The organism is Anaerobranca gottschalkii DSM 13577 (genome assembly GCF_900111575.1).
Lineage (GTDB): Bacteria > Bacillota > Proteinivoracia > Proteinivoracales > Proteinivoracaceae > Anaerobranca > Anaerobranca gottschalkii.
Genome location: NZ_FOIF01000035.1, coordinates 1 through 20,056 on the forward strand (window position 1 = coordinate 1; position 20,056 = coordinate 20,056).

Consider the following 20,056-nt stretch of genomic DNA (forward strand, 5'->3'; position numbering starts at 1 on the left):
GGTATCTTTATAGATAAGTCTGCGAACCTTTTTTTAGACAAAAACTTCTTTGTAATACCTTCTAGAAATAACTAAATATTTAATTTCAAAAATTTGACTACACTTATGTTTGCTAGACATTCGCATTATATAACTATTACTCCTTCTGGATCATAAGTTTTCTTTGCACCAACGTGCTCAACTCTGTTTTTCCAGTTTGCACCCAAAAAGTAATACCTTAAACTATCTTTTTCTTTATCCATAATACTTTCCAATTTATGTCTTAACAAAGCAAACTGGGCCGGATCTAATAAACATTCAAATACGGAGTTTTGAACTCTTTGTCCATAATTTTCACATTGTTTCGCAATATTCCTAAGCCTTTTTTGCCCTTCTAAAGTTTGAGTATTTACATCATATGTTATAAGTACCATCATATTGTATCCCTCCTATTTATACAGGAATGGAGGATAACCATCAATATCTCCTCTTAAATATCTAGCTAACAACATAGCTTGTACATATGGCAAGAGCCCGATATTAATTTGTTCATTTAAAAATGGATGGTTTATCGTTTCTTGTTTCCTTTTTTGCCATGCCATTAACACTTCTTTTTTTGTTTCCTGTGTCATAATAACGCCATAAGTTTCCTTCTGAATAAAACCTTTTCCATTTATTTGTTTTCTATTAACTAATGTAACAGCCACTCTATCAGCTAAATATGGCCTTAATTCTTCCATCAAATCTAAAGCTAAACTAGCTCTACCAGGTCTATCTCTATGCAGAAATCCAACATAAGGATCGAGACCTACAGATTCAAGGGCAGATTGTACATCATGGGCTAAAAGAGTATACAAAAAGGAAAGTAACGCATTCATATTGTCTAAAGGTGGTCTTCTTGTTCTTTTCTTCATATAAAAATCTTCTTTTTGCCATAATATTAATTCATCAAATACTGAATAATATTCACGAGCTGCCTCACCTTCTAAGCCCCGTAGTTCTTCTAAACTAGTAGCTCTATCAATATAATTTATTTTATAACTGATCCTATTAATTACTTCATCTATTTTATTTTTATCAATAATTAAACTATGATCCCTAATAGCTCTTCTAAGTACAGATCTACAATTTATCAATTTACCTAGAATTATGTTTTTCCCTATTTCTAAAGATGATTGAATACAATCTGCTCTTCTATATTGCTCTCTTCTTAATAACACATTCCCTTTTACTTCACCAGAAACCCTAGCATAAAACTTTCCATACTCATTTAAAAAGGATAAACCTACATTGTTATCACAACACAACTTCATTAAAGCAGGACTTGCTCCAATATATCCAAAGCACACGATCCCTTCTAAATTATGAATTGGCATTTGAAACTTAATTTCGTCTTCTACTTTTATCACTACTGTTTCTCCTTCTTTTGTTAAATAAGCATTAGGGGTAGTAACATATAAGGTGTTTAATAGTTTTTTCATTCTTCATCCAACCCCTTTTTAATATATTCTTTTACAGTAATTTTTTTATTTAAAATCTTAGGCTGACATAAGTCAAACAAAGAACATAATTTACACTTTTTACTATAAACACCTTTAGGTGTTACTCCCCGTTTATATGTTTCATGCATTTCTTTAGAAAGCTTTTTAACTAAGCTCCTTAGCTCCTCAGTAAAAACAACCTCTGTTCTCCTTCTTATAGCATGATAAAAAATGTACCCTTTTTGGATAGATAATTGAAGCATTTCTTCTAAACAAATTGCTTGTGCACAGAGTTGGACTTCATCTCTTTCATCTGGCTTAGGATTTCCCCTTTTATACTCAACAGGTATAGGAGTCCATAAACCTCTCTTCCCTCGTATAGCTACTCCCTCTTTTTCTACTTTTATAAATTCTACAACATCAGCATATCCATACAATCCCAATTGGTAAGAAATTAAAGGAACAGATCGAGCTACAAAGGTTTTTCCCCTAGATTCTAAAATATATGGATCATTTACTTTGTTATGGATTATATTACCTTCTACCGTTTGCAGGTTTTCTTTCCACTGATTCTCTAAATGAATTATTGCCCACTGTCTTTGACAGAAACTAAAATGTTGTATCCCTGATAACATCAATAATTCATCTTCAGAATAAAACATAACTATACCTTCTCAATCACAGAAACGCCTTCAGGTAATGAATCTATATCTACTGTAACTTCATAATCGCTATAACTTCTAGGAGGAATGTCAGGATTTTTCCTTTTTACTTTTATTAAATCAAACAATACATGGGCAGGAGCATTACCTAACTTTGATTGATGCTCAAATACTATAAGCTTTCTTACTGTCATTTTTCCTCTAGCTGCAGAATGATCATGTTCAAACATATTTATTAAAGCTTCCCATAAAAGTTCTAAATCTTCTTTAGTAAAATTAGTTTTTTCTGCAAAATGTGCTGAAACATATCCTTCTAACTTATATAACCCATAGGGTACTATATATTTTCTACCTATAGTTCTTTCCTTTTCAATATCTTTTTCATTTGTTACCGCCATTCTAGTAATTGATATCTCTTGTTGAAATATTGGATCTATACTTCTAGCAAAATTAAGTTGAACCGGTCCCCTAACTTGTCCACAATTAACATCAGTAGACATAACAGCACCAAAAGCTCTGATATCATAAAAATTTGTACACATAAATTTTGTAGCTTCTTCATGAGGCTTCTCTTTTTTATTCCGTGGTGTTTCATTTAAATATTCATAAGCTTCTTTATTAATATTATTTAATACAGCTCCCTCTTTAATATAAATTCTAAAACCTGTTCTATCATTTTCCTTAATCTCAACATAGTTTCTAATTTTTCTTTTAATGCAAACATCTGTTACTATACCATGTCCTGTTTCATAGTCAATCCTAGGCATATTTCCTGCATCAGGATCTCCATTGGGATTACCATTTTCTACATCAAATAAAACAACAAATTCATATCTTTTATCTAATAAATTCATTCTTCATACCTCCCTTATTCACTCTTTTTTGTTTTTTGATAAAAAGCTTCTTTTTGATGATAATAACCTAAAATAAATAACCCTTGATCCTCAAGATTTAAATGTGCAGGCAGTACATCAATTCCTTGTAAAATCTCCTTTATCTTCTCGTCCTTCCAATATCCGTATTCATCTTTAGCTATATGGTGTTGGGCTAATCTTAGCAGAACTGGAAAAACGGTCCTAGGAGAACTTGTCGCACTAGCAAAATATCTGTCTTTAATGGTAGAATTCAAATTTCCTGAAGCATCTAATTGAGCTTTTTCTAATACAGCAAATAATCTTCCCAAACGATAAGGAATATTAGTATTTTGCTCATTTAAACTCACGGTAAAAACTCCCTCCTTCTCTATATTACTTTTTCTTGCCTTTCTTAATAAATAGGCTTTGATAAAACCTGCCCTTATGTAGTTAACATCTTTTTCAATTTTTACTCTGTTTAATATTGCGACATACATACCTACTGGATAATTATCTCCTTTAAAAACACTTTGTAAAAGATTACTAGTAAGGGTAGAAGAAATTTTTTCATTTTTTGATTTCTTAGGTATTGTTTCAGCTAATAGTTTATATATTGAAATATTCCCTTTACTGGTATCACCTTTGATAATTTCCATATCTTGTTGATGCTGCCAAACTCGATTAACTATAACACCAAAATTATCTTTTAACCATAACCTAACAGATATCCTGGCATTACTAGGAGATAAACCTAAAATATTAAAGGTTATCTTTTCATCTTTTGTAATACTTTTACCTTGTGCTAAGGCAGTTAAAGAATCTTTTACATACTCTACTGCTGAAGGTTCATATCTATTTTCAGCCTCAATTGAACCGGGAAATAGAAGCTCTTGAAGTAAACTTTCACAATTACCCGATTTTTCATATGCCCAAAATACCAGGGTAAAATCTCCAATTACTATTTTATGCCTGCTATTGTTTAACATAAAATTTAGTGCTGCTCCATAACTAAAAGCTGCCCTCTTACCAATAGGCGAATTAAACCCTTGAGTTTTGTTATATGACTCATATGCATTAGCATTAACACTAATTAAAGATGCACCAGCTGGATTCGCCCCTGCAACCCCTGTTATTTTAGGATGAGTACGTTCTATTACATCTTCTATCCCGTTTACTAAACATTGACCTAAAGAGCCTTCTTTAAAAAACTGTTGGTTATAGTAATTCTCCCATTTAGCTAATATTTCTTTATCTTCATGGATATATCCTGTTTCTCCATCTATTCGAAAAACAATATTACCATTATATTTTTCCAAAATATCCACTTTATTTTTAATTACACTATGATGCAAAACATAATCAGTTTGCCAGTTTTCCAAGAATTCCAACAAAGCTTGGGCTTTTTTGTTATTTAAACCTTGTAATATTTCTCTGTGGAGTTCTTTAAAAGCAGAAAAGTAATCAAATTTCTCGGCATATGGTTTTACATCAAATTTCCAACCAAAAACATATTCACTTTTATCACACAAAAAATAAGGCAACAATTTAATGTTACGTCCTTTTTGCTCTGGGACAACCATATTTTCAAAACTTTTAGGGTTATCATTTAAAGGAACAATGTCTAACAATTCTCCTTTTCCTGAAATTATAGCAACGAGCTTTACTTTTCCAATACTATATCCTAACCTCGGTATATCTATTTCTTCATCCCCTGAAAGTAGGTTATAGAATTCAACTAAAGATTGTAATATCAAAAGGTGTTCACCTCCTTTGTTAAATCAATTATTCCTCTTCTCATTTCAGCTCTAAAAAATTTAGGTGTAAAGTTCCTCTCGTAATCAATATCATAAAGCATCCATCCTAAATCTATTATTTCTTCTTCAGAGTAATAAGATTTTGGTAGTTCCCCTTCTAATAATTGGAAGTGTGCCGCAAACTCTCTACATCCAAGGTAAGGTCTATGATAACATTGTCCTTTTCTAGCCCTTCTTAGAAAAATATTATAATGTTTTTCTTCAGTATCATCAGGTCCTTTTTTATCAGTCATTTCAAAATGTGCTTCTACTACATAGAGTACTCTTTTTAATAATAATGTGGTTCTCTGTGCTCTATCTTCATTTGTGTTTAAATAAAGGGTATTATTTTTTCCTTTAATAGCGCTATTAACTTGTTGCAAGGATATTCTTTTCGTAATTTCATTCCTTTTAATACTCTCAAATTGGATAGGATTAATAACATGAATCCTATCAATCACCCATCTTATCGCTGGTTTCCAGTAAATAGCCTCTAATATCCCCCTTGCTGCTGATGGTGTAATTACATCATAACTAACCCTTTCAACCTTCATTTCTGGTCTTGTAAAACAAGCATAGTCTCCCCAAACCTTTAATTTAAATCCGTAACTCACTTTTTCACCTCCCTTAAACTAAACATTTAAAAAAGACTTTCTCAATTTTTCTTCAGTATCAATAACTATTCCAAGTTTTTCATCATAAAAGTGATTAATATCTGTTAAAACATAGTTTTTAAGTTCAGCTATATATTTAACCCCTCCACTTTCTAATAATTTTTTTAAATCATATTCATAAACATTAACCATATAAGGCTGTAGCTTTCTAATAATATCCCTATTAGGATAAGATGACTTCAGTAAGGATAAATACATTTTACAGGTTTCGTCCCTAGGGATAATTATCGTTATAGTATTATCTTCGATTAACTTATACTCTTTAGCTATATCTGAAAAAGGATAATCTAATTTACTAGAATACTCTTTAATAACTTTAAGCAAGTTTTTATGATCAATATTTTTAACATCATACAATAGAGTGAAATATGTTTTTATCCCTTCTAATGACATAGGATTTTTTATATTTCTAAATACACTTTCACTCATACTTACATTTAATAATAATTCTTTAGGAGGCGTACCGTGCTTCTCCATCGGCTTAAAAACATAGACATCTGATAAACCCCTCTCCCCTTCTCTGTTACACCTTCCTGCAGCTTGGGCAATGGAATCTATACCAGCTAATGCCCTGTAGACCACAGGAAAATCTATATCAACACCAGCTTCAATTAACTGTGTTGAAATAACTATACATTTTTCTCCTTTTTTTAATCTTTCCTTTATTTCTTTTATTACTGTTCTTCTATGTGCTGGGTACATGTAAGTACTCAGATGAAATACATAATCTTTTTCTTCCCCTTGGATATGTTCATATAATCTTTTTGCGTGTTCTTTTCTATTTACAATACATAATACCTGTGAATACTCTTTCAATCTATTTACTAGTGTAATATCATCGATCTCTCCTAAATCTATAATCCTGGTTCTTTTAAACTTTTCATATAATAATTCAGGATCATCAATAATTTCTTGTATATCTATATCTGTAGGTAATAAATCACTTTCTTTAATACTTGGCTGGGTCGCAGTACAAAATACTACTGTTGAATTATAATTTCTCACTAATTCATATAAAGCCATTAAAGATAATTTAAGAAATTTCACTGGAATCATTTGAGCTTCATCTAAAATAATTACACTTCGACATAAATTATGAAGTCTCCTAGACTTAGAGCTTTTATTTGAAAATATTGACTCAAAAAATTGTACATTGGTCGTTACTATTATTGGTATGTCCCAATTTTCTGCAGCAAGTTTTAGTTTCTCAGCGGCATCTGAAAATTCTTCATTTTCTTCTCCAATAGTAAAATTGCAATGGTGTTCTAAGACATTTTCTGGACCAAAAATCTCTCTATATTTATCTGCATTTTGCTCAATTATACTTGTATAGGGGATTACATAAATTATTCTATCTAGCCTATTTTTGATTGCATGTTCCATTGCAAAGGCCATAGAGGATAAAGTTTTTCCACCTCCAGTAGGAACTGTTAGTGTAAAAAATCCTGGCTGTTTTAATGCTTTATTTTTACATGTATCTAATATTAACTTTCTATATCTGTTTATTTCAGTATCTTTTTGCTCTGATAATAGTTTTTTTAAATAAGCATCAAGCTTTGTATGTAGATCTTCTAAACTAGTTGAATTTTTACGGGATAAGCTTTTATCTTTTTCCATAAAACTTTCAGTATCTAAAAAATCAGCATCAACTAAACAAGAAAATAGCATTTTTATAAAAAAATATACACTAAAATAAGGAGCTTCTTTATAATTGATAGGCAATTTCACTTCAGAAAGTTGAGGGATGTTAATTTCTTTTTTATACGCTGAATAATCTAATAAATAATCTTTGTTAATTCTATAGTTAAGACTTCCTTCTAAATTTATAGACCCTCCATTAGGGAGACCAGAATGATGCCCGGAAACAATAAACCCTAACATCTTAGCTATAGGTTTAATATTAGGATAATTATTAAATAACTCTTTTAATGCTGCCGTTGAATGATCTACAGAAATTTTAGAACCTTGTAAACGGCTTTGAAATTCTTTTGTATACTTTCCGATATCATGTAGCAATCCAACTAAAAAACCTAAATCCCTAGCACCAAATTTACTGGCAAGTTCTGAAGAAATATTAGCAGTATTTTCTAGATGATCTTTTAATAATTGCCAATTTTCTTTTGGCTGATCTTTTCTTGAATGGGCATAAAACATATCCTCACCTCACTTCCATATCTTGTAATTCTATTAATATATCTAATTTTCCTGCAAATCAAATAATTTTTTTAATAAATTAACACCTTTCTATTGCCTTGGCAATAAAAAGGTGTTTTAGTCTTAAAAGTTGAAGAAATTGGGATTCATGATAACAAACACTTCAATTACAGAAAAAATTATGAAGGTCAGTACTACTATTATTGCAGGAATCCACGATAAAGGTGTCGATACTTTTTCTGGAGTTTCCTCTGGATAGTATACAGAAAACTGTTCTTCAAGATGCTGTTCTTGGGTAGTGGTTGTGTTGGAGGCTAATACTTTTTCTTCCGTTATTTTCTTAAGTTTCTTCAAAGCTAAATAACCCATAAAGCCGAAAATTAAGGCTATTACCAATAATACTATTAGCCCCATTATCATTGTTGCTAAAGTTCCTTCTACTTCTAAGGTTTCCTGGGGCATAGACATTATAATTTTACCTAAAGATAAGGCTATGGCATTATTCAACATATGGGCATAAATTCCCATCCACAATGAATTAGTTCTAATAACTATATAACCAATCACTAAACCTAGGATGATTGGTCCTAAAAGGTTTTGTAAGGTAAAGTGAAAAATACCAAAAAGAATACTAGATATAATTAAAGCTTTTCTTTGCCCTAATCCTTCAAAACTTCTCATAATAAATCCCCTAAACAAAAATTCCTCACAAATTCCTGCAAAGCCTGAAATTACAATTAGTGAAAAAATAAAATCTTTAGATGTCTCAGGTATTGAGATTATATTCGGTGGTACTTCCCCTAACCTACTTAGTATAGAAGTAATTATAGCATTGGAAAATACTGCTACCGGATAAAAACAAAAGGTGATACCTGTAACTAGTAAAAATTCTTTAATTGTAAAAGGGTTTAAGCGAAACTCCTTTTTGAAATCGATATTTAAAAAAGCTGCAAAGACCAATGTTGGCAGTAAAATTAAAAACACTTGACTTAAAGCTAGACCGACAAGTAGGTTAATGAGTTGGGCAATGGAGCCTAAAAGTAATAGCAATACCGCTGATACAAGTAGCAAAGAATTCCCATGTATAGGTTTTAGCTGTCTTTTCATTGATAACTCCTTTCTATTTGTTTACATCTTCTTTTCCAAAAACTTCTTTGATTCCAGCAAATGAACCTAGAACTCCTACAACTTCAGATGGTACTACTAGTTTAGTAGCTTGCCCATTAGCTAGTTTCTCTAAAGCTTCTAATGAGCGGATTTTAATAACATCGCTGGTAGGATTACTCTCTTTAATGGCATTGTAGACCAATTTAATACCTTCACTTTTGGCCCTTTCAACTAATAGGATTCCCTCAGCTTCTCCAGAAGCCTTTAAAATTTGGGATTGTCTTTGTCCCTCTGCCCTTCTAATAGCCGCTTCCTTTTCTGCCTCAGCATTTAAAATAGCTGCTTCTTTTTCTCCTTCTGCCTTTAAGATAGCAGATTTTTTCTCACCCTCTGCCCTTAAAATAGCTTCCCTTCTTTCCCTTTCTGCCCTCATTTGTTTTTCCATGGCATCCCGGATTTCTTTAGGAGGCATGATATTTTTTAGCTCAACCCTGTTTATTTTTATTCCCCATTTATCTGTGGCTTCATCTAAGATAGACCGCATTTTAGTATTAATTATATCCCTAGAAGTTAAAGTAGCATCTAAATCTAATTCTCCGATAATATTCCTCAAAGTTGTCGCTGTTAAGTTTTCAATAGCTGACATAGGATCAGAAATTTCATAGGTATATTTTACTGGGTCAGTAATTTGATAGTATACTACTGTATCTATTTGCATAGTTACATTATCACTGGTTATAACTGGTTGAGGTGGAAAATCCACTACTTGCTCCCTTAAATTTATTTTTGCTACCATTGATTCAATAAAAGGAATAACAAAGTTAACACCCATTTCCGCCTTTCTGTTAAATTTACCTAGACGGGCAATTATTCCTACTGTTGACTGCTGTACCACTCTAATTGAAGTTAGAGCAATGATAAAAATTAAAAAAATAAAAAAACCAATAACATATTCCATTTTTTAAAACCCCCTTAAATATTTGTTTTTTCTTTAGGTTTAACAATTAGTCTTACCCCTTCAACCCTAACTACTTCTACCTTTGTTCCTTCTTCAATGATTAAATCATCTTCAATAGCTGTGGCAGACCATTGTTCACCGCCGAGCCTAACTAAACCTTTATTTTCACTGTTATCAATTTTTTGTAAAACAATTCCTGTTTTACCTATCAAAGCATCTACCGTTGTCTTTATTTCCTTTGAGTTTTTGTAGATATACTTGTTAACAATTTTGTGGGAATTGAGGATCAGAATCCCTGAAGTTACAGCAAAGGAAATAAGTTGAATTACATCTCCTGCCCCAAATAAAGAAAAAATTAGTCCAACAAGGGCCCCCATAGCAAACCAGATGAGGAAAAAGGAAGTTGTAAACAATTCTCCAATTAAAAATACAAAAATTGCCACTAACCAAAATACCCAGTTCAAAATAAATCCCCCCTTTCTAACCTATACCATTTTATTCTACTTTTAATAATGAAATTCCTTTAATTCGACAAAATTTAATAAAAAATTCATAAAAAAAATAAGGAAGGTCAATCCTTTTGTTTAGGATAGACCTCCCTTAATCTTAAAATATACTCCAATCAAATTCTTTTGACAAATCTTCTAAAATTTTTACACCAGCAATACTGTTTCCTACTCTATCTAAAGCAGGTCCCCAAAGGGCAACGCCATACTTGTTAGGAACTACCGCCATTATTCCCCCACCGACACCGCTTTTAGCAGGAATTCCTACTTTTATAGCAAACTCTCCGGAAGCATTGTACATTCCGCAAGTTACCATAAAACTCTTAACTAGTTGTGTTATTTCTTTAGATACTAACTTTTTACCAGTAACAACAGAAACTCCTTGATTAGCCAACATTCCTGCTAATTTTGCTAATTGAATACAGTTTACTTCCAAAGAACAATGCCTAAAATATAGGTCTAAAATTTCCTCTACATCCCCTTGAATAACCCCTACATCCTTCATAAAATATGCTGCCGCCCGATTTCGATTTCCTGTTGCTTTTTCTGATAGATACACCTCTTCATTAAAGGTTATTTTTTCACCTATAATTTCCTCTAAAAACTGGACTATTCGCTTAAACCTTTCATCATTATCTTTACCTTTGATCATACTAGAAATAGCTATAGCCCCAGCGTTAATCATAGGATTTAAAGGTTTAGATGGATTCATTGTTTCTAGTTTAACTATAGAGTTAAAGGGATCTCCAGTAGGTTCCATCCCAACCTTTGAAAATACATAGTCTTGTCCATTATCCATTATTGCCAACATTAAAGTAAAAACTTTAGAAATGCTTTGCATAGTAAATTTTTCTTCTACATCTCCAACTGTATATATTTCCCGTCCATTTTCAGATACTCCCATAATAGCTATTCCTAATTTTTCTTTATCTTGTTTCGCCAAAGCGGGAATATAGCTAGCAACCTTTCCCTCACTACAATACTTTTTATTTTTTTCATAAATTAATTGTAATACCTTATCCACAAAAATCCTCCCTTTTATTTTTTATTTACTATCATCAAAAACACATCTCCCCTAATTAAAGTATTAGGTTCTTTAGTACTTAAAAGTGGATCATTACTTTTTATATATTTATATTTTAGATTTTTTAAACTAGCAAGGGAAGTCATCGTTAGAACTGGAGTACCTCCTGGGAAAAGAACAAAGAGCTTATCTTTATGAATTCTACACATACTTTTTATAACATCAAAGGATAAATCATCTTCTTCCATATCTTCTTCATATTCCCCTGATATGAAGGAATATTTTTCATTAATCACTTTAAAGGCGTAATCTTCTCTAGAGAAAAAAGCAAACTCTGGTAAAAGTCTAGACCAAGATAAAACTTTAGTAATAAAAAAATCACCCTCTACCTGTTCATCGGTTATTATCAACTGTACTACCTTTTCAATTTTATTTTCCTTCCCTTTAAGATCCTGCAAATATTTTTCTCCTAACTTTATCTGTTCTTGCCAGTAGTCCCTTCCCTTTAGTTCTGATAGTTCCCCATTTATGAAGATAAGATTATTACTTATCCTTACCGATAATGGCCATAAATTTTTATGATTTATTCCTAAAGGGATAAGGATAAAATCGGTATACAAATCAAAATTTCCCTTTATTTCTATTCCGCTATCTATCAATTCACAGAGGACATTTAAACCTTTACCCTTAAGTAAAATATTAGGAAGAAGGGTTTTAAATATATAACTATCCCCGGTGACTATATTTCTATATGGCATATAAAAACTCCTTTCACCTAGATATCTTATAAATATTTATTAACTAAAATAGCCCATTTATCCCTACATTCTTCCAATACTTATTATAAACGAAAAAATCTCCCCTATAAAGGGAGATTTTTAAAAATACAGATTTTAAACGAAAATTTTTCTAATTAAATAACTTATTCTATCAATTATCATCACCAAAAGAGCCATGGATAACAGTAATAATCCTACCTTTTCCCAATTACGCCAAGTAATGTTTTGTGTTAACAGAGAACCTATTCCCCCTGCACCAATTACCCCTAATATACTGGATGTACGGATATTAGATTCTAATCTATAGAGGAGTAAACTTAAATAGTTAGGAAGGGTTTGAGGAATTATACCATGTCTATAACAATGGAGGTTATTACCTCCAACTACTAAGATACTATCCTTAATATTACCATGGGTATTTTCCACAACTTCACTATATAGTTTTGTTAATACTCCGGTAGTATACAAACTTAAAGCCATAGCTCCCGCCAAAGGCCCTGGTCCAACTCCCCTAAAAAAGATTACAGCAGTAATTATCGGTGGAAAAGTTCGAAGAATATTTATAATAAATTTAGTTGTTATTGCTAATCCCCTAGATGGACTGACATTGTCCGCTGCTAAGTAGGAAAGAAATAAAGTATTTATTCCCCCTACAATGGTGGCAAAAAGGGTGATAAATAAACTTTCCTTTATACCTTTTAATGTTTGGGGTAAATAAGACCAATCTAACCTTGTCATTCTGAGAATCATAGTTTGCCCTTGTTCTAATCCTAAAATAAATCTTGCAAAGGTTAAATCTATTTTACTGTAAATATAAATTACGGATAACAAGACTAAAAAGGGAATAGAAAACCTTGCTAATCTTGTAAAGAAAATATACCTACCTAAGTTATTAAAATTAATGTGAATTTTTTTAGAATAATTTCTAACTACCAAGCTTAGCAAATCGATAAAACCGATAGTGATAAAGAGGATTAACAGTAGGGTAGCAATATTATCATATCGAAGATGATTTAGATCTCTCCATAAAATTTGACCTATCCCCCCTGCACCTACTAGACCTAAAACAGTAGCACTTCTAATATTTATTTCTAAAACGATAAAAAAAACTGCCAATAAGTGTTCTTTAATAATAGGTAAAATCCCTTCTCCAAGGATTTGCCAAGAATTAGCTCCTACGGCCTTTAAAGAATTTAAAGAATTTTCTTCTATCCCTTCTATATGTTCTCTAAACAATTTCAATGAAACCAAAAAAGCCGTTATAGTTAGGGCTATTATCCCTGGAAAAATTCCGATACTAAATAAGCTAACTAACAAAGCTGCCCAAATCAAATTAGGAATTGTTCTAAGTAAGGAAAAAAGGGGATTTAATAATACTGGGAAGATTTTTGTTGGAGTGGTATTAGCAGCAGTCAATAAACCCATAGGAATTGCTAAAAATACACCTAAAATACTGGCTATAAAGGCTATTTCTAGTGTCTCTAAAAGTTTAGTCATGACCTCATTGATATAGGCAAAATTAGGATAAAACATCCGTTGAATTAAATTATACATACTAGGAATTCCTTGATATATTTTTACAAAATCCCACTTAACCATATAACCTGAATAAATTAAAAGAATTACTATTATAGTGCCAGTCAAAAGACTTTGTATTTTCCCTTTAACTATATGCCTTTTGTACCAGTTCATCATCTACTTCACCTGTCTTTTTATCAAATAACAGTTGACCTTTAGAAAGGGCGATTATTCTATGACAGTACTTTAAAGCCAAATTTACATCATGGAGGTTTATTACAATAGTAATCTTTTGTTTCTCATTGATTTTTTTAAAATAGTTCATGATAATTTCTCCAGTTTTAAAATCTAAGTTTGAAACCGGTTCGTCAGCTAAAATAATTTTGGGTTGCTGACATAATGCCTTTGCTATAGCAACCCTTTGTTTCTGCCCCCCACTTAAACGATCAGCCCTTACAAAAATTTTATCTTCTAACCCCACTTCTTCTAAGGCTTGTAATGCCAAGGTATAATCACTATCTTTATATAAATTAAAAAAAGATTGGAAGGAAGATAGATAACCCAGCCTTCCCATTAAGACATTATTTAATACTGAAGCCCTTTCCACTAAATTATAATCTTGGAAAACAAAGCCCATCTCCCGCCTTACTTTCCTTAAAGAAGCTATGTCTAAATCGGTAATTTCTTTACCATTGATATATACTTTGCCTTTAACAGGTTTTACTAATAAGTTAACCGTTTTTAAAAGGGTTGATTTTCCTCCACCACTAGAACCAATTATTCCTACAAATTCACCTTTTTTTATTTCTAGATTAATATCTTTTATTCCAATGGTTTTATTGTTATAAATAACAGTTACATCTTCCAATTTAATCATTTTATCCCAACCCTATTTGCTATTTCTTAAATCAATGTTCATCAACCTTGCCGTTTCCCTAATAACATCATAATCACTATCTTTAGCTTCAATAAACCCATATATATTGAATAAATTCTTTAAAAGTTCCCCTCCTTCTGGATGTTTTGCAATATTCAATAATCCCCTTTTAATTTTCTCAACTAATTCTTCCTTCATATCTCCACGGACAGTTACGCTGATATTAGGGATATAGTCGGTATAGCCTAAAACTTCTGTTTCTTCTAAAGCTGTAGGAAATTCATTTTTAAACCTTACCCTGATATCTACTGATGTAGTAGCTACATCTACATCACCATTTAATAAAAGCTGTAATCCTTTATCATGACCTCCAGCGTAAATATAGTTTATATCCCTTTCTAAATCAAAGCCCAATCCCTTTAAATGGGCAGCAGGAAATAAATACCCCGATGTTGAAGAGGGATCAACAAAGGCTACCCTTTTCCCCTTTATATCTTCAAATCTATTAATCCCACTGTTTTTCCTTACTAAAAACTGTGAACGGTAGTGGGGTTCACCATCTCTATTTAAAGCTGTTAAAATAACTTGGGCATTATTTTCACTATTAGCCAACACATAAGCAAAGGGAGGAATAAAACCAAAATCCACTGCCCCTGATCCTAAACCTTCAACAACTCCAACATAGTTTGTGGCAGTAAAGGCTTTTACAGGAATCCCTATTTCTTCTGACAACAATTGGGCTAAAGGCTCCACCGATTCAATCAATTTATCTCCATCCCTCATAGGGACAAAACCCATAACAATTACCTCTTCCTTTTCTTTACTACAACCGGTTAATGTAATAGTTACCATGATAATTAAAACAGTTAATACCGAAATAATTTTTTTCATAAAAAATACCTCCTCTCCTTTTCTCTATCTAAAAGGATAAACCTAATTATCCCTATTAACAATAAGAATTTTTAATTTTTTCTACTGTATCGATACAATTTTTGTAACCTTTTTATACTTTTTCCGTCTATATTGATAAACTAAAGTGAAATTTCATAGCTTAGGGAGGGGTATTTTTGCAAAAACATAAAAAAAAGTATTTAGGATTTCTTTTATTTATCTTTTTAATTACCTTGTATATTTTAGGGGGAAGTATTTCATATAAAGGATTATTTTATTATTACATAGGAAAGGAAGAAAAAGCCATTGATTATTTTTTTACCCATGGAAAAGAAGGTAGGGCTTCTAGGGGAAATATAAAAAAATTAATTAACCTATATACAGAACAAAAAGAGTATGAAAAACTCTTTAATTTACTACCAGAACTAGCTTTTCATCAAAAATACCATAAACCAATTACTGAATTTTTACTAGAACACGCTTTTATTTCTGTAGGAAAAGAGGATTTTGACGGGGAACTTCCCTCTGTTTTAGTTGAATCCTTTAATTTACCACCTTTATCTTTTGAGAAGTATTTTTTAGATGAGTTTTCCCGGGATATCATACGTCTTTCCCTTTATATTGATGACCCTAAATTATACAAACTTTACCGCAGAGCTTATTTTTTATTATCCGATGGAGTAAATATTGAACATATAGTCAACAAATACCCAATAGATGAAATAGATGAGCTGGCTATCGGATATTATTTTGAAAACAATAATTTTTTCCTGGAAAATGTCCCAGAAAAATTCCAAGAACTATACAATTACATTTTATATTCTTGGCTTTATTTTATGGGAACATCTATTAATCCATTAGTTAGTGACCACCAAGATCTCTTAGAAAGCTTTGTCCTTGCTTTTAATACCTTAGATCAAAGGGAGCAAATAACTTTTTTAAAAATCCTTTTCCCTTATAATAACTTTTCCGAACTGGCAAAATACTTAGATATGCCTGAAGCCCATTTATTGTCAGCAATAAGTTCAATGAAAAGTTTATACTATCGAGATGAAGGAATAAAACTTTTAGATGAGTTATACCAAGAGGGAATTTATAGCCATTTAATCCCATCTTTGAGAAATAAAAATTATCTTGACTTTTTTGATTTTAATGTTACCTATGACGATATTCTAATTTTTCCAGATTACCCTAGAGGAAGCCATTATTTTATGTATGATATCGAAAGGGATAAGTATATAGAATTTGTTGATTCCCAATTTAGATACCATACATCTTCCCTAAAATGGTCACCAAAGGGTAACTATGTCATAGCAACTAGTTACGACAATTCCCTCACAATCTTTGAATACACTAATCCTAATAAAAAATCCAGTAAATATATGTCAAGTTATGGTAGTTTAAGCTTCGATGTTTACGAACGGTATGATATTTTTAAAAGAATATATGTTATTGAAAATATCCATCCTTTAAAAAATTATCATTGGGTTTCGGAGAAAGAGTTTTTTTATAAGAGTACAGAAAACGATGAACTATATTTATTTGATATAAGTACCAAACATGGGCGACCAATAGAGGAAGAATATTTAAAGGAAAAATTACAAGAAACAGAAGAAAGACAGTCTGCTAAATTCCAATACTATTTTAAAGAAGTTCCACTAGAAAAACCCTTAGGTATTTATATTTTATACCGTAAAAATTTAATAACAGGTCAAGAAGAAGAATTACCTTTCTTTACAGTTAAATATATATTTTAAACCCACCTAAATAAGGTGGGTTTAATTTTTTAATCATTTAGGTATTTTTCTAAGCTTTCTAATAACCTTTTTACTTCTTCTAGATATCTTCCATAATCAGCCCATTGGCCGTTTCTCGCTGCATTTTCCATATTGACGAAGGCTGTATTTATTCTCTGTACCAACTCTTTTAAATCTTCATCATCGGAATCTACAGGATCTTGAGGTCTAGTAACTTCCCCTTCTCCAAATAACCTTTTCAGGGCCCCTTCTAAGGTAGGTTCCATTACCAATACATCATTATAGAATACTACTACTTGCCTTAGTTCTGGAAGACTTCGGCTTTCAGCGGTAATGTAGATAGGTTCTACATAAAGTATTGAACCATTGATAGGAATAGTTAATAGATTACCCCTGATCACTGTAGAACCACCTTGACCCCAAAGGGTCATCTGACTGGAGATATAGGGATCAGAATCGATATAAGATTCAATTTGACTAGGTCCTTCCACATGTTGCCCCCTGGGGAAATGGTATAGTAAAAGCTCACCGTAATGCTCTCCATCGCTACGGGCAGCCAACCAAGCGACCATATTATTTCTATTCATAGGGGTGAAAGGCCTTTTTAAAATAAATTCTTGTTCTTGATGATTTGGTAATCTCATTATTACATAATAAGGCTCTACTTTCACTTCATTTCCATGGTACCTTTCAACGGCAATTTCCCAAACATCATTTCTGTTATAGAATTGGGCTGGGTCTTGGGTATGATAAACGGTTAAAATCTCACTTTGAGTTGTAAACAAGTCTAAAGGATAGCGAATATGGGGTTTTAGATATTCTGGAAATTCCTCTTTTTCTTTAATTAAACCTGGGAATATCCCTTTCCAAGCGTTAATAATAGGGTCTTCTTTGTCAAACTGATAAATATCCACTGTACCTTCATAGGCATCTACTACAATTTTTACTGAATTTCTGATATAATTTATTCCTTTTTTCGGTTTGGAATATGGATAAGTAGAAGCAGTAGTATATCCATCTACAATCCAATAAATTCGACCATTAGCTATAACTGGATATGGGTCACTATCCTGTTGGATAAAAGGAGCTACTTTATTTATTCTCTCTACAATATTCCTATAATATATTATTCTACTTTCAGGAGTTATCTCTGAAGAGAGTAAAAGAATAGATTTTTGGAATTTATTAGCATATAGTAACCTTCGGAAAAAGTTGAGTTCTACACCAGCCTGACCATGATATGGTTCTACCCCTTCATAATTACTATTGACTACAATAAATTGATTTGTCAATTCTCCAAAGTAAATTTCCGGTCTTTCTAAGTTAATACCAACAGTACTAGTTACTGGCATATCCCTTAAATAGTATGTCGGATGACCGTTATTGGTCACTTTATTTACCGGAGACATTACCACTCCATAACCGTGGGTGTAACGGAAATGGTGGTTAACTGGGGTTTGGGCTTCTTTAGCTAAGGATTTGATATTGGTTTCCCTAACTGCCAACATAACTTGACGGTATTGGCCATCTATTTTATATCTATCGATATCTACATCTACAAATTCATAAAATAGCCCTAAAGATTGGTTTTGTTGATAATGTTGTTTTAAAGGTCGGTAATCTAGCAACCGGATATTTTCAATCGTTTCCCTGTTATTTTCCAATACCTCTAAATTAATGCCATCTTTCTTAAGGGGATATTCAATTTGTTTAATATTTTCTAATCCATATCCCCTTCTGGTACCCTCAATATGGTAGGCTATATAAGGAGCTTCCTTTTGAGCTTCATTAGGGTTAACGACAAAATTTTGGATAATGGCAGCATAAATACCTGAACCTACCATTGTTACAACTAACAAAATAGCAGTTGCCCCCATAAATTTTAACTGTTTTACTTTGATGTTAATTAGAGAAGTAATAGCTAAAATCATTGCAATAATTTGCTGAAATCTAATCAAAGGTAATCTAGCATGGATATCAGTATACCCAGCACCATAATATCTGCTTCCTTCCTTTAACAATAAAGAAGCCATTGATAAATTTCTAGTAATAGCAAACCAAATAAAGAATAGGGCTAAAAAAATTGCTCCTTGGGTTTTAGCATATTTAACTGCCCTTTCTTTTTTGGAATATATCTGAGATTTTAAGGCAATAAAGTACCCTACGGCTAAAGGAACAGTAGCTAAAAATAGTAAAGATATAAAGGAGCCACTAACAGCAGTTAACAGAGGATAAGTGAATAGGTAAAACCTTTCATCTCTATTAAAAATAGGATCAACTACCCCTGTAGGACTAGAGTTAAGGTATAAATAGACTTTATCCCAAATGCTTGGAAGTAACCCAACCCACATAACGGCAAGTATAAAGGCTGCCACAATTCCATGTATCCTCTTAAATTTAAAGCTTTTGGTGGTTACAGTTTCATTATCTTTGACCACCCTAATTCCAGGAAGTTCTAGTACTGAAATTAGGGGTAACAAATTGACTAACAAGAAAATAAAGGCTAATCCTAACAGTATTCCTTTAATCAAAAGTTCTGCAAAAAATGGTTTTAAAAATACTTCAGTAACACCCATACTACTAAACCATAAATACTCGGTGTAAAAATGGGTAGCTAAATTAAATAAAACAATTATACCCAACAACACCCCGATAATTATACCAATTTTTTTCATTTTTCCTCCCCCTTTGTTAATCTAGTATTGTAAAACTTTTTTTATATAAAAGTAGCTTAAACAACCTTTATTTATAGCTTTTTACAAAAAACAACTTGCCACCCCCTTAATCTTCGTTCATAATTGAGGTACACACACCAAATAAACAAAGAAAGAAAGGAGTGACAAGTTGTTACCTCAATTTATAACATATTGTTTAGAAATAATCAAGCAGCAAAATGAAATTATCTGTACTTTAATTACTTTGCTTATTAAAAAGAGTGTGTTTAATAAACCTTCAAAGGAACCAGTTAATAAACCATATAGGAAACTTCAGGTGGATGAGCTCCCTGTAGTTGAGAAGTTAGATAAACTTAACTATAAAACT

General features: G+C 31.8%; 18 protein-coding genes. 2 read left to right on the forward strand and 16 right to left on the reverse strand.

Features of this window, described 5'->3' with window-relative positions:
- Positions 1 to 125 precede the first annotated feature (125 nt).
- From cas2 to BMX60_RS08430, 15 genes are all read right to left on the reverse strand, one after another.
- Positions 126 to 416 (reverse strand): CRISPR-associated endonuclease Cas2, encoded by a 291-nt coding sequence (gene cas2, locus BMX60_RS08360; protein ID WP_091351046.1) that lies wholly within the window; start codon positions 414 to 416, stop codon positions 126 to 128.
- Positions 417 to 428: 12 nt separating this feature from the next.
- On the reverse strand, positions 429 to 1,460 hold the full coding sequence (gene cas1c / locus BMX60_RS08365) for a type I-C CRISPR-associated endonuclease Cas1c (protein WP_091351047.1): 1,032 nt from the start codon (positions 1,458 to 1,460) through the stop codon (positions 429 to 431).
- Positions 1,457 to 2,122, reverse strand: a complete 666-nt coding sequence (cas4, locus tag BMX60_RS08370; RefSeq protein ID WP_091351048.1) for a CRISPR-associated protein Cas4 — start codon at positions 2,120 to 2,122, stop codon at positions 1,457 to 1,459. The genes cas1c and cas4 overlap by 4 nt, the downstream gene beginning before the upstream one ends.
- Positions 2,123 to 2,124: 2 nt before the next feature.
- Positions 2,125 to 2,976 carry a type I-C CRISPR-associated protein Cas7/Csd2 gene (gene cas7c / locus BMX60_RS08375; protein ID WP_091351049.1) on the reverse strand — a complete coding sequence of 284 codons (852 nt, stop codon included), beginning with the start codon at positions 2,974 to 2,976 and terminating at the stop codon, positions 2,125 to 2,127.
- A gap of 14 nt (positions 2,977 to 2,990) precedes the next feature.
- Positions 2,991 to 4,730, reverse strand: a complete 1,740-nt coding sequence (gene cas8c, locus BMX60_RS08380) for a type I-C CRISPR-associated protein Cas8c/Csd1 (RefSeq protein ID WP_091351050.1) — start codon at positions 4,728 to 4,730, stop codon at positions 2,991 to 2,993.
- The gene (cas5c, locus tag BMX60_RS08385) at positions 4,727 to 5,383 is read right to left on the reverse strand and encodes a type I-C CRISPR-associated protein Cas5c (protein ID WP_091351051.1); all 657 of its coding nucleotides are present in this window, start codon (positions 5,381 to 5,383) and stop codon (positions 4,727 to 4,729) included. Before cas5c ends, cas8c begins: the two co-directional genes overlap by 4 nt.
- Before the next feature lie 18 nt (positions 5,384 to 5,401).
- Positions 5,402 to 7,597, reverse strand: coding sequence for a CRISPR-associated helicase/endonuclease Cas3 (locus BMX60_RS08390; RefSeq protein ID WP_091351052.1), 2,196 nt, complete (start codon positions 7,595 to 7,597; stop codon positions 5,402 to 5,404).
- A 123-nt stretch (positions 7,598 to 7,720) separates the two neighbouring features.
- Positions 7,721 to 8,704: a CPBP family intramembrane glutamic endopeptidase gene (locus tag BMX60_RS08395; protein WP_091351053.1), complete on the reverse strand. Its 984-nt coding sequence runs from the start codon at positions 8,702 to 8,704 to the stop codon at positions 7,721 to 7,723.
- Between the two features lie 13 nt (positions 8,705 to 8,717).
- A complete protein-coding gene (locus BMX60_RS08400; RefSeq protein WP_091351054.1) occupies positions 8,718 to 9,662 on the reverse strand; it encodes an SPFH domain-containing protein in 945 nt (314 codons plus the stop codon).
- Between the two features lie 14 nt (positions 9,663 to 9,676).
- Positions 9,677 to 10,126, reverse strand: a complete 450-nt coding sequence (locus tag BMX60_RS08405; protein ID WP_177159752.1) for an NfeD family protein — start codon at positions 10,124 to 10,126, stop codon at positions 9,677 to 9,679.
- 142 nt (positions 10,127 to 10,268) lie between these two features.
- Complete coding sequence (glsA, locus tag BMX60_RS08410; protein ID WP_091351056.1) at positions 10,269 to 11,192, reverse strand: glutaminase A; 924 nt, start codon at positions 11,190 to 11,192, stop codon at positions 10,269 to 10,271.
- 14 nt (positions 11,193 to 11,206) lie between these two features.
- On the reverse strand, positions 11,207 to 11,950 hold the full coding sequence (locus tag BMX60_RS08415; RefSeq protein ID WP_091351057.1) for a hypothetical protein: 744 nt from the start codon (positions 11,948 to 11,950) through the stop codon (positions 11,207 to 11,209).
- Between the two features lie 135 nt (positions 11,951 to 12,085).
- Positions 12,086 to 13,663, reverse strand: coding sequence for a phosphonate ABC transporter, permease protein PhnE (gene phnE / locus BMX60_RS08420; RefSeq protein WP_242945748.1), 1,578 nt, complete (start codon positions 13,661 to 13,663; stop codon positions 12,086 to 12,088).
- On the reverse strand, positions 13,635 to 14,366 hold the full coding sequence (gene phnC, locus BMX60_RS08425; protein ID WP_091351059.1) for a phosphonate ABC transporter ATP-binding protein: 732 nt from the start codon (positions 14,364 to 14,366) through the stop codon (positions 13,635 to 13,637). The genes phnE and phnC overlap by 29 nt, the downstream gene beginning before the upstream one ends.
- A gap of 12 nt (positions 14,367 to 14,378) precedes the next feature.
- Positions 14,379 to 15,257, reverse strand: a complete 879-nt coding sequence (locus BMX60_RS08430; protein WP_091351060.1) for a phosphate/phosphite/phosphonate ABC transporter substrate-binding protein — start codon at positions 15,255 to 15,257, stop codon at positions 14,379 to 14,381.
- Positions 15,258 to 15,433: 176 nt separating this feature from the next.
- Between BMX60_RS08430 and BMX60_RS08435 the strand changes: the two genes are divergently transcribed.
- Positions 15,434 to 17,014, forward strand: a complete 1,581-nt coding sequence (locus BMX60_RS08435) for a hypothetical protein (protein ID WP_091351061.1) — start codon at positions 15,434 to 15,436, stop codon at positions 17,012 to 17,014.
- A gap of 29 nt (positions 17,015 to 17,043) precedes the next feature.
- On the opposite strand, the gene BMX60_RS08440 is transcribed toward BMX60_RS08435, so the two are convergent.
- Positions 17,044 to 19,689, reverse strand: a complete 2,646-nt coding sequence (locus BMX60_RS08440; protein WP_091351062.1) for a UPF0182 family membrane protein — start codon at positions 19,687 to 19,689, stop codon at positions 17,044 to 17,046.
- A gap of 169 nt (positions 19,690 to 19,858) precedes the next feature.
- Here BMX60_RS08440 and BMX60_RS08445 point away from each other — a divergent pair.
- Positions 19,859 to 20,056, forward strand: a 198-nt coding sequence (locus BMX60_RS08445; RefSeq protein WP_091350938.1) for a transposase, incomplete at its 3' end; no start/stop codon positions are given.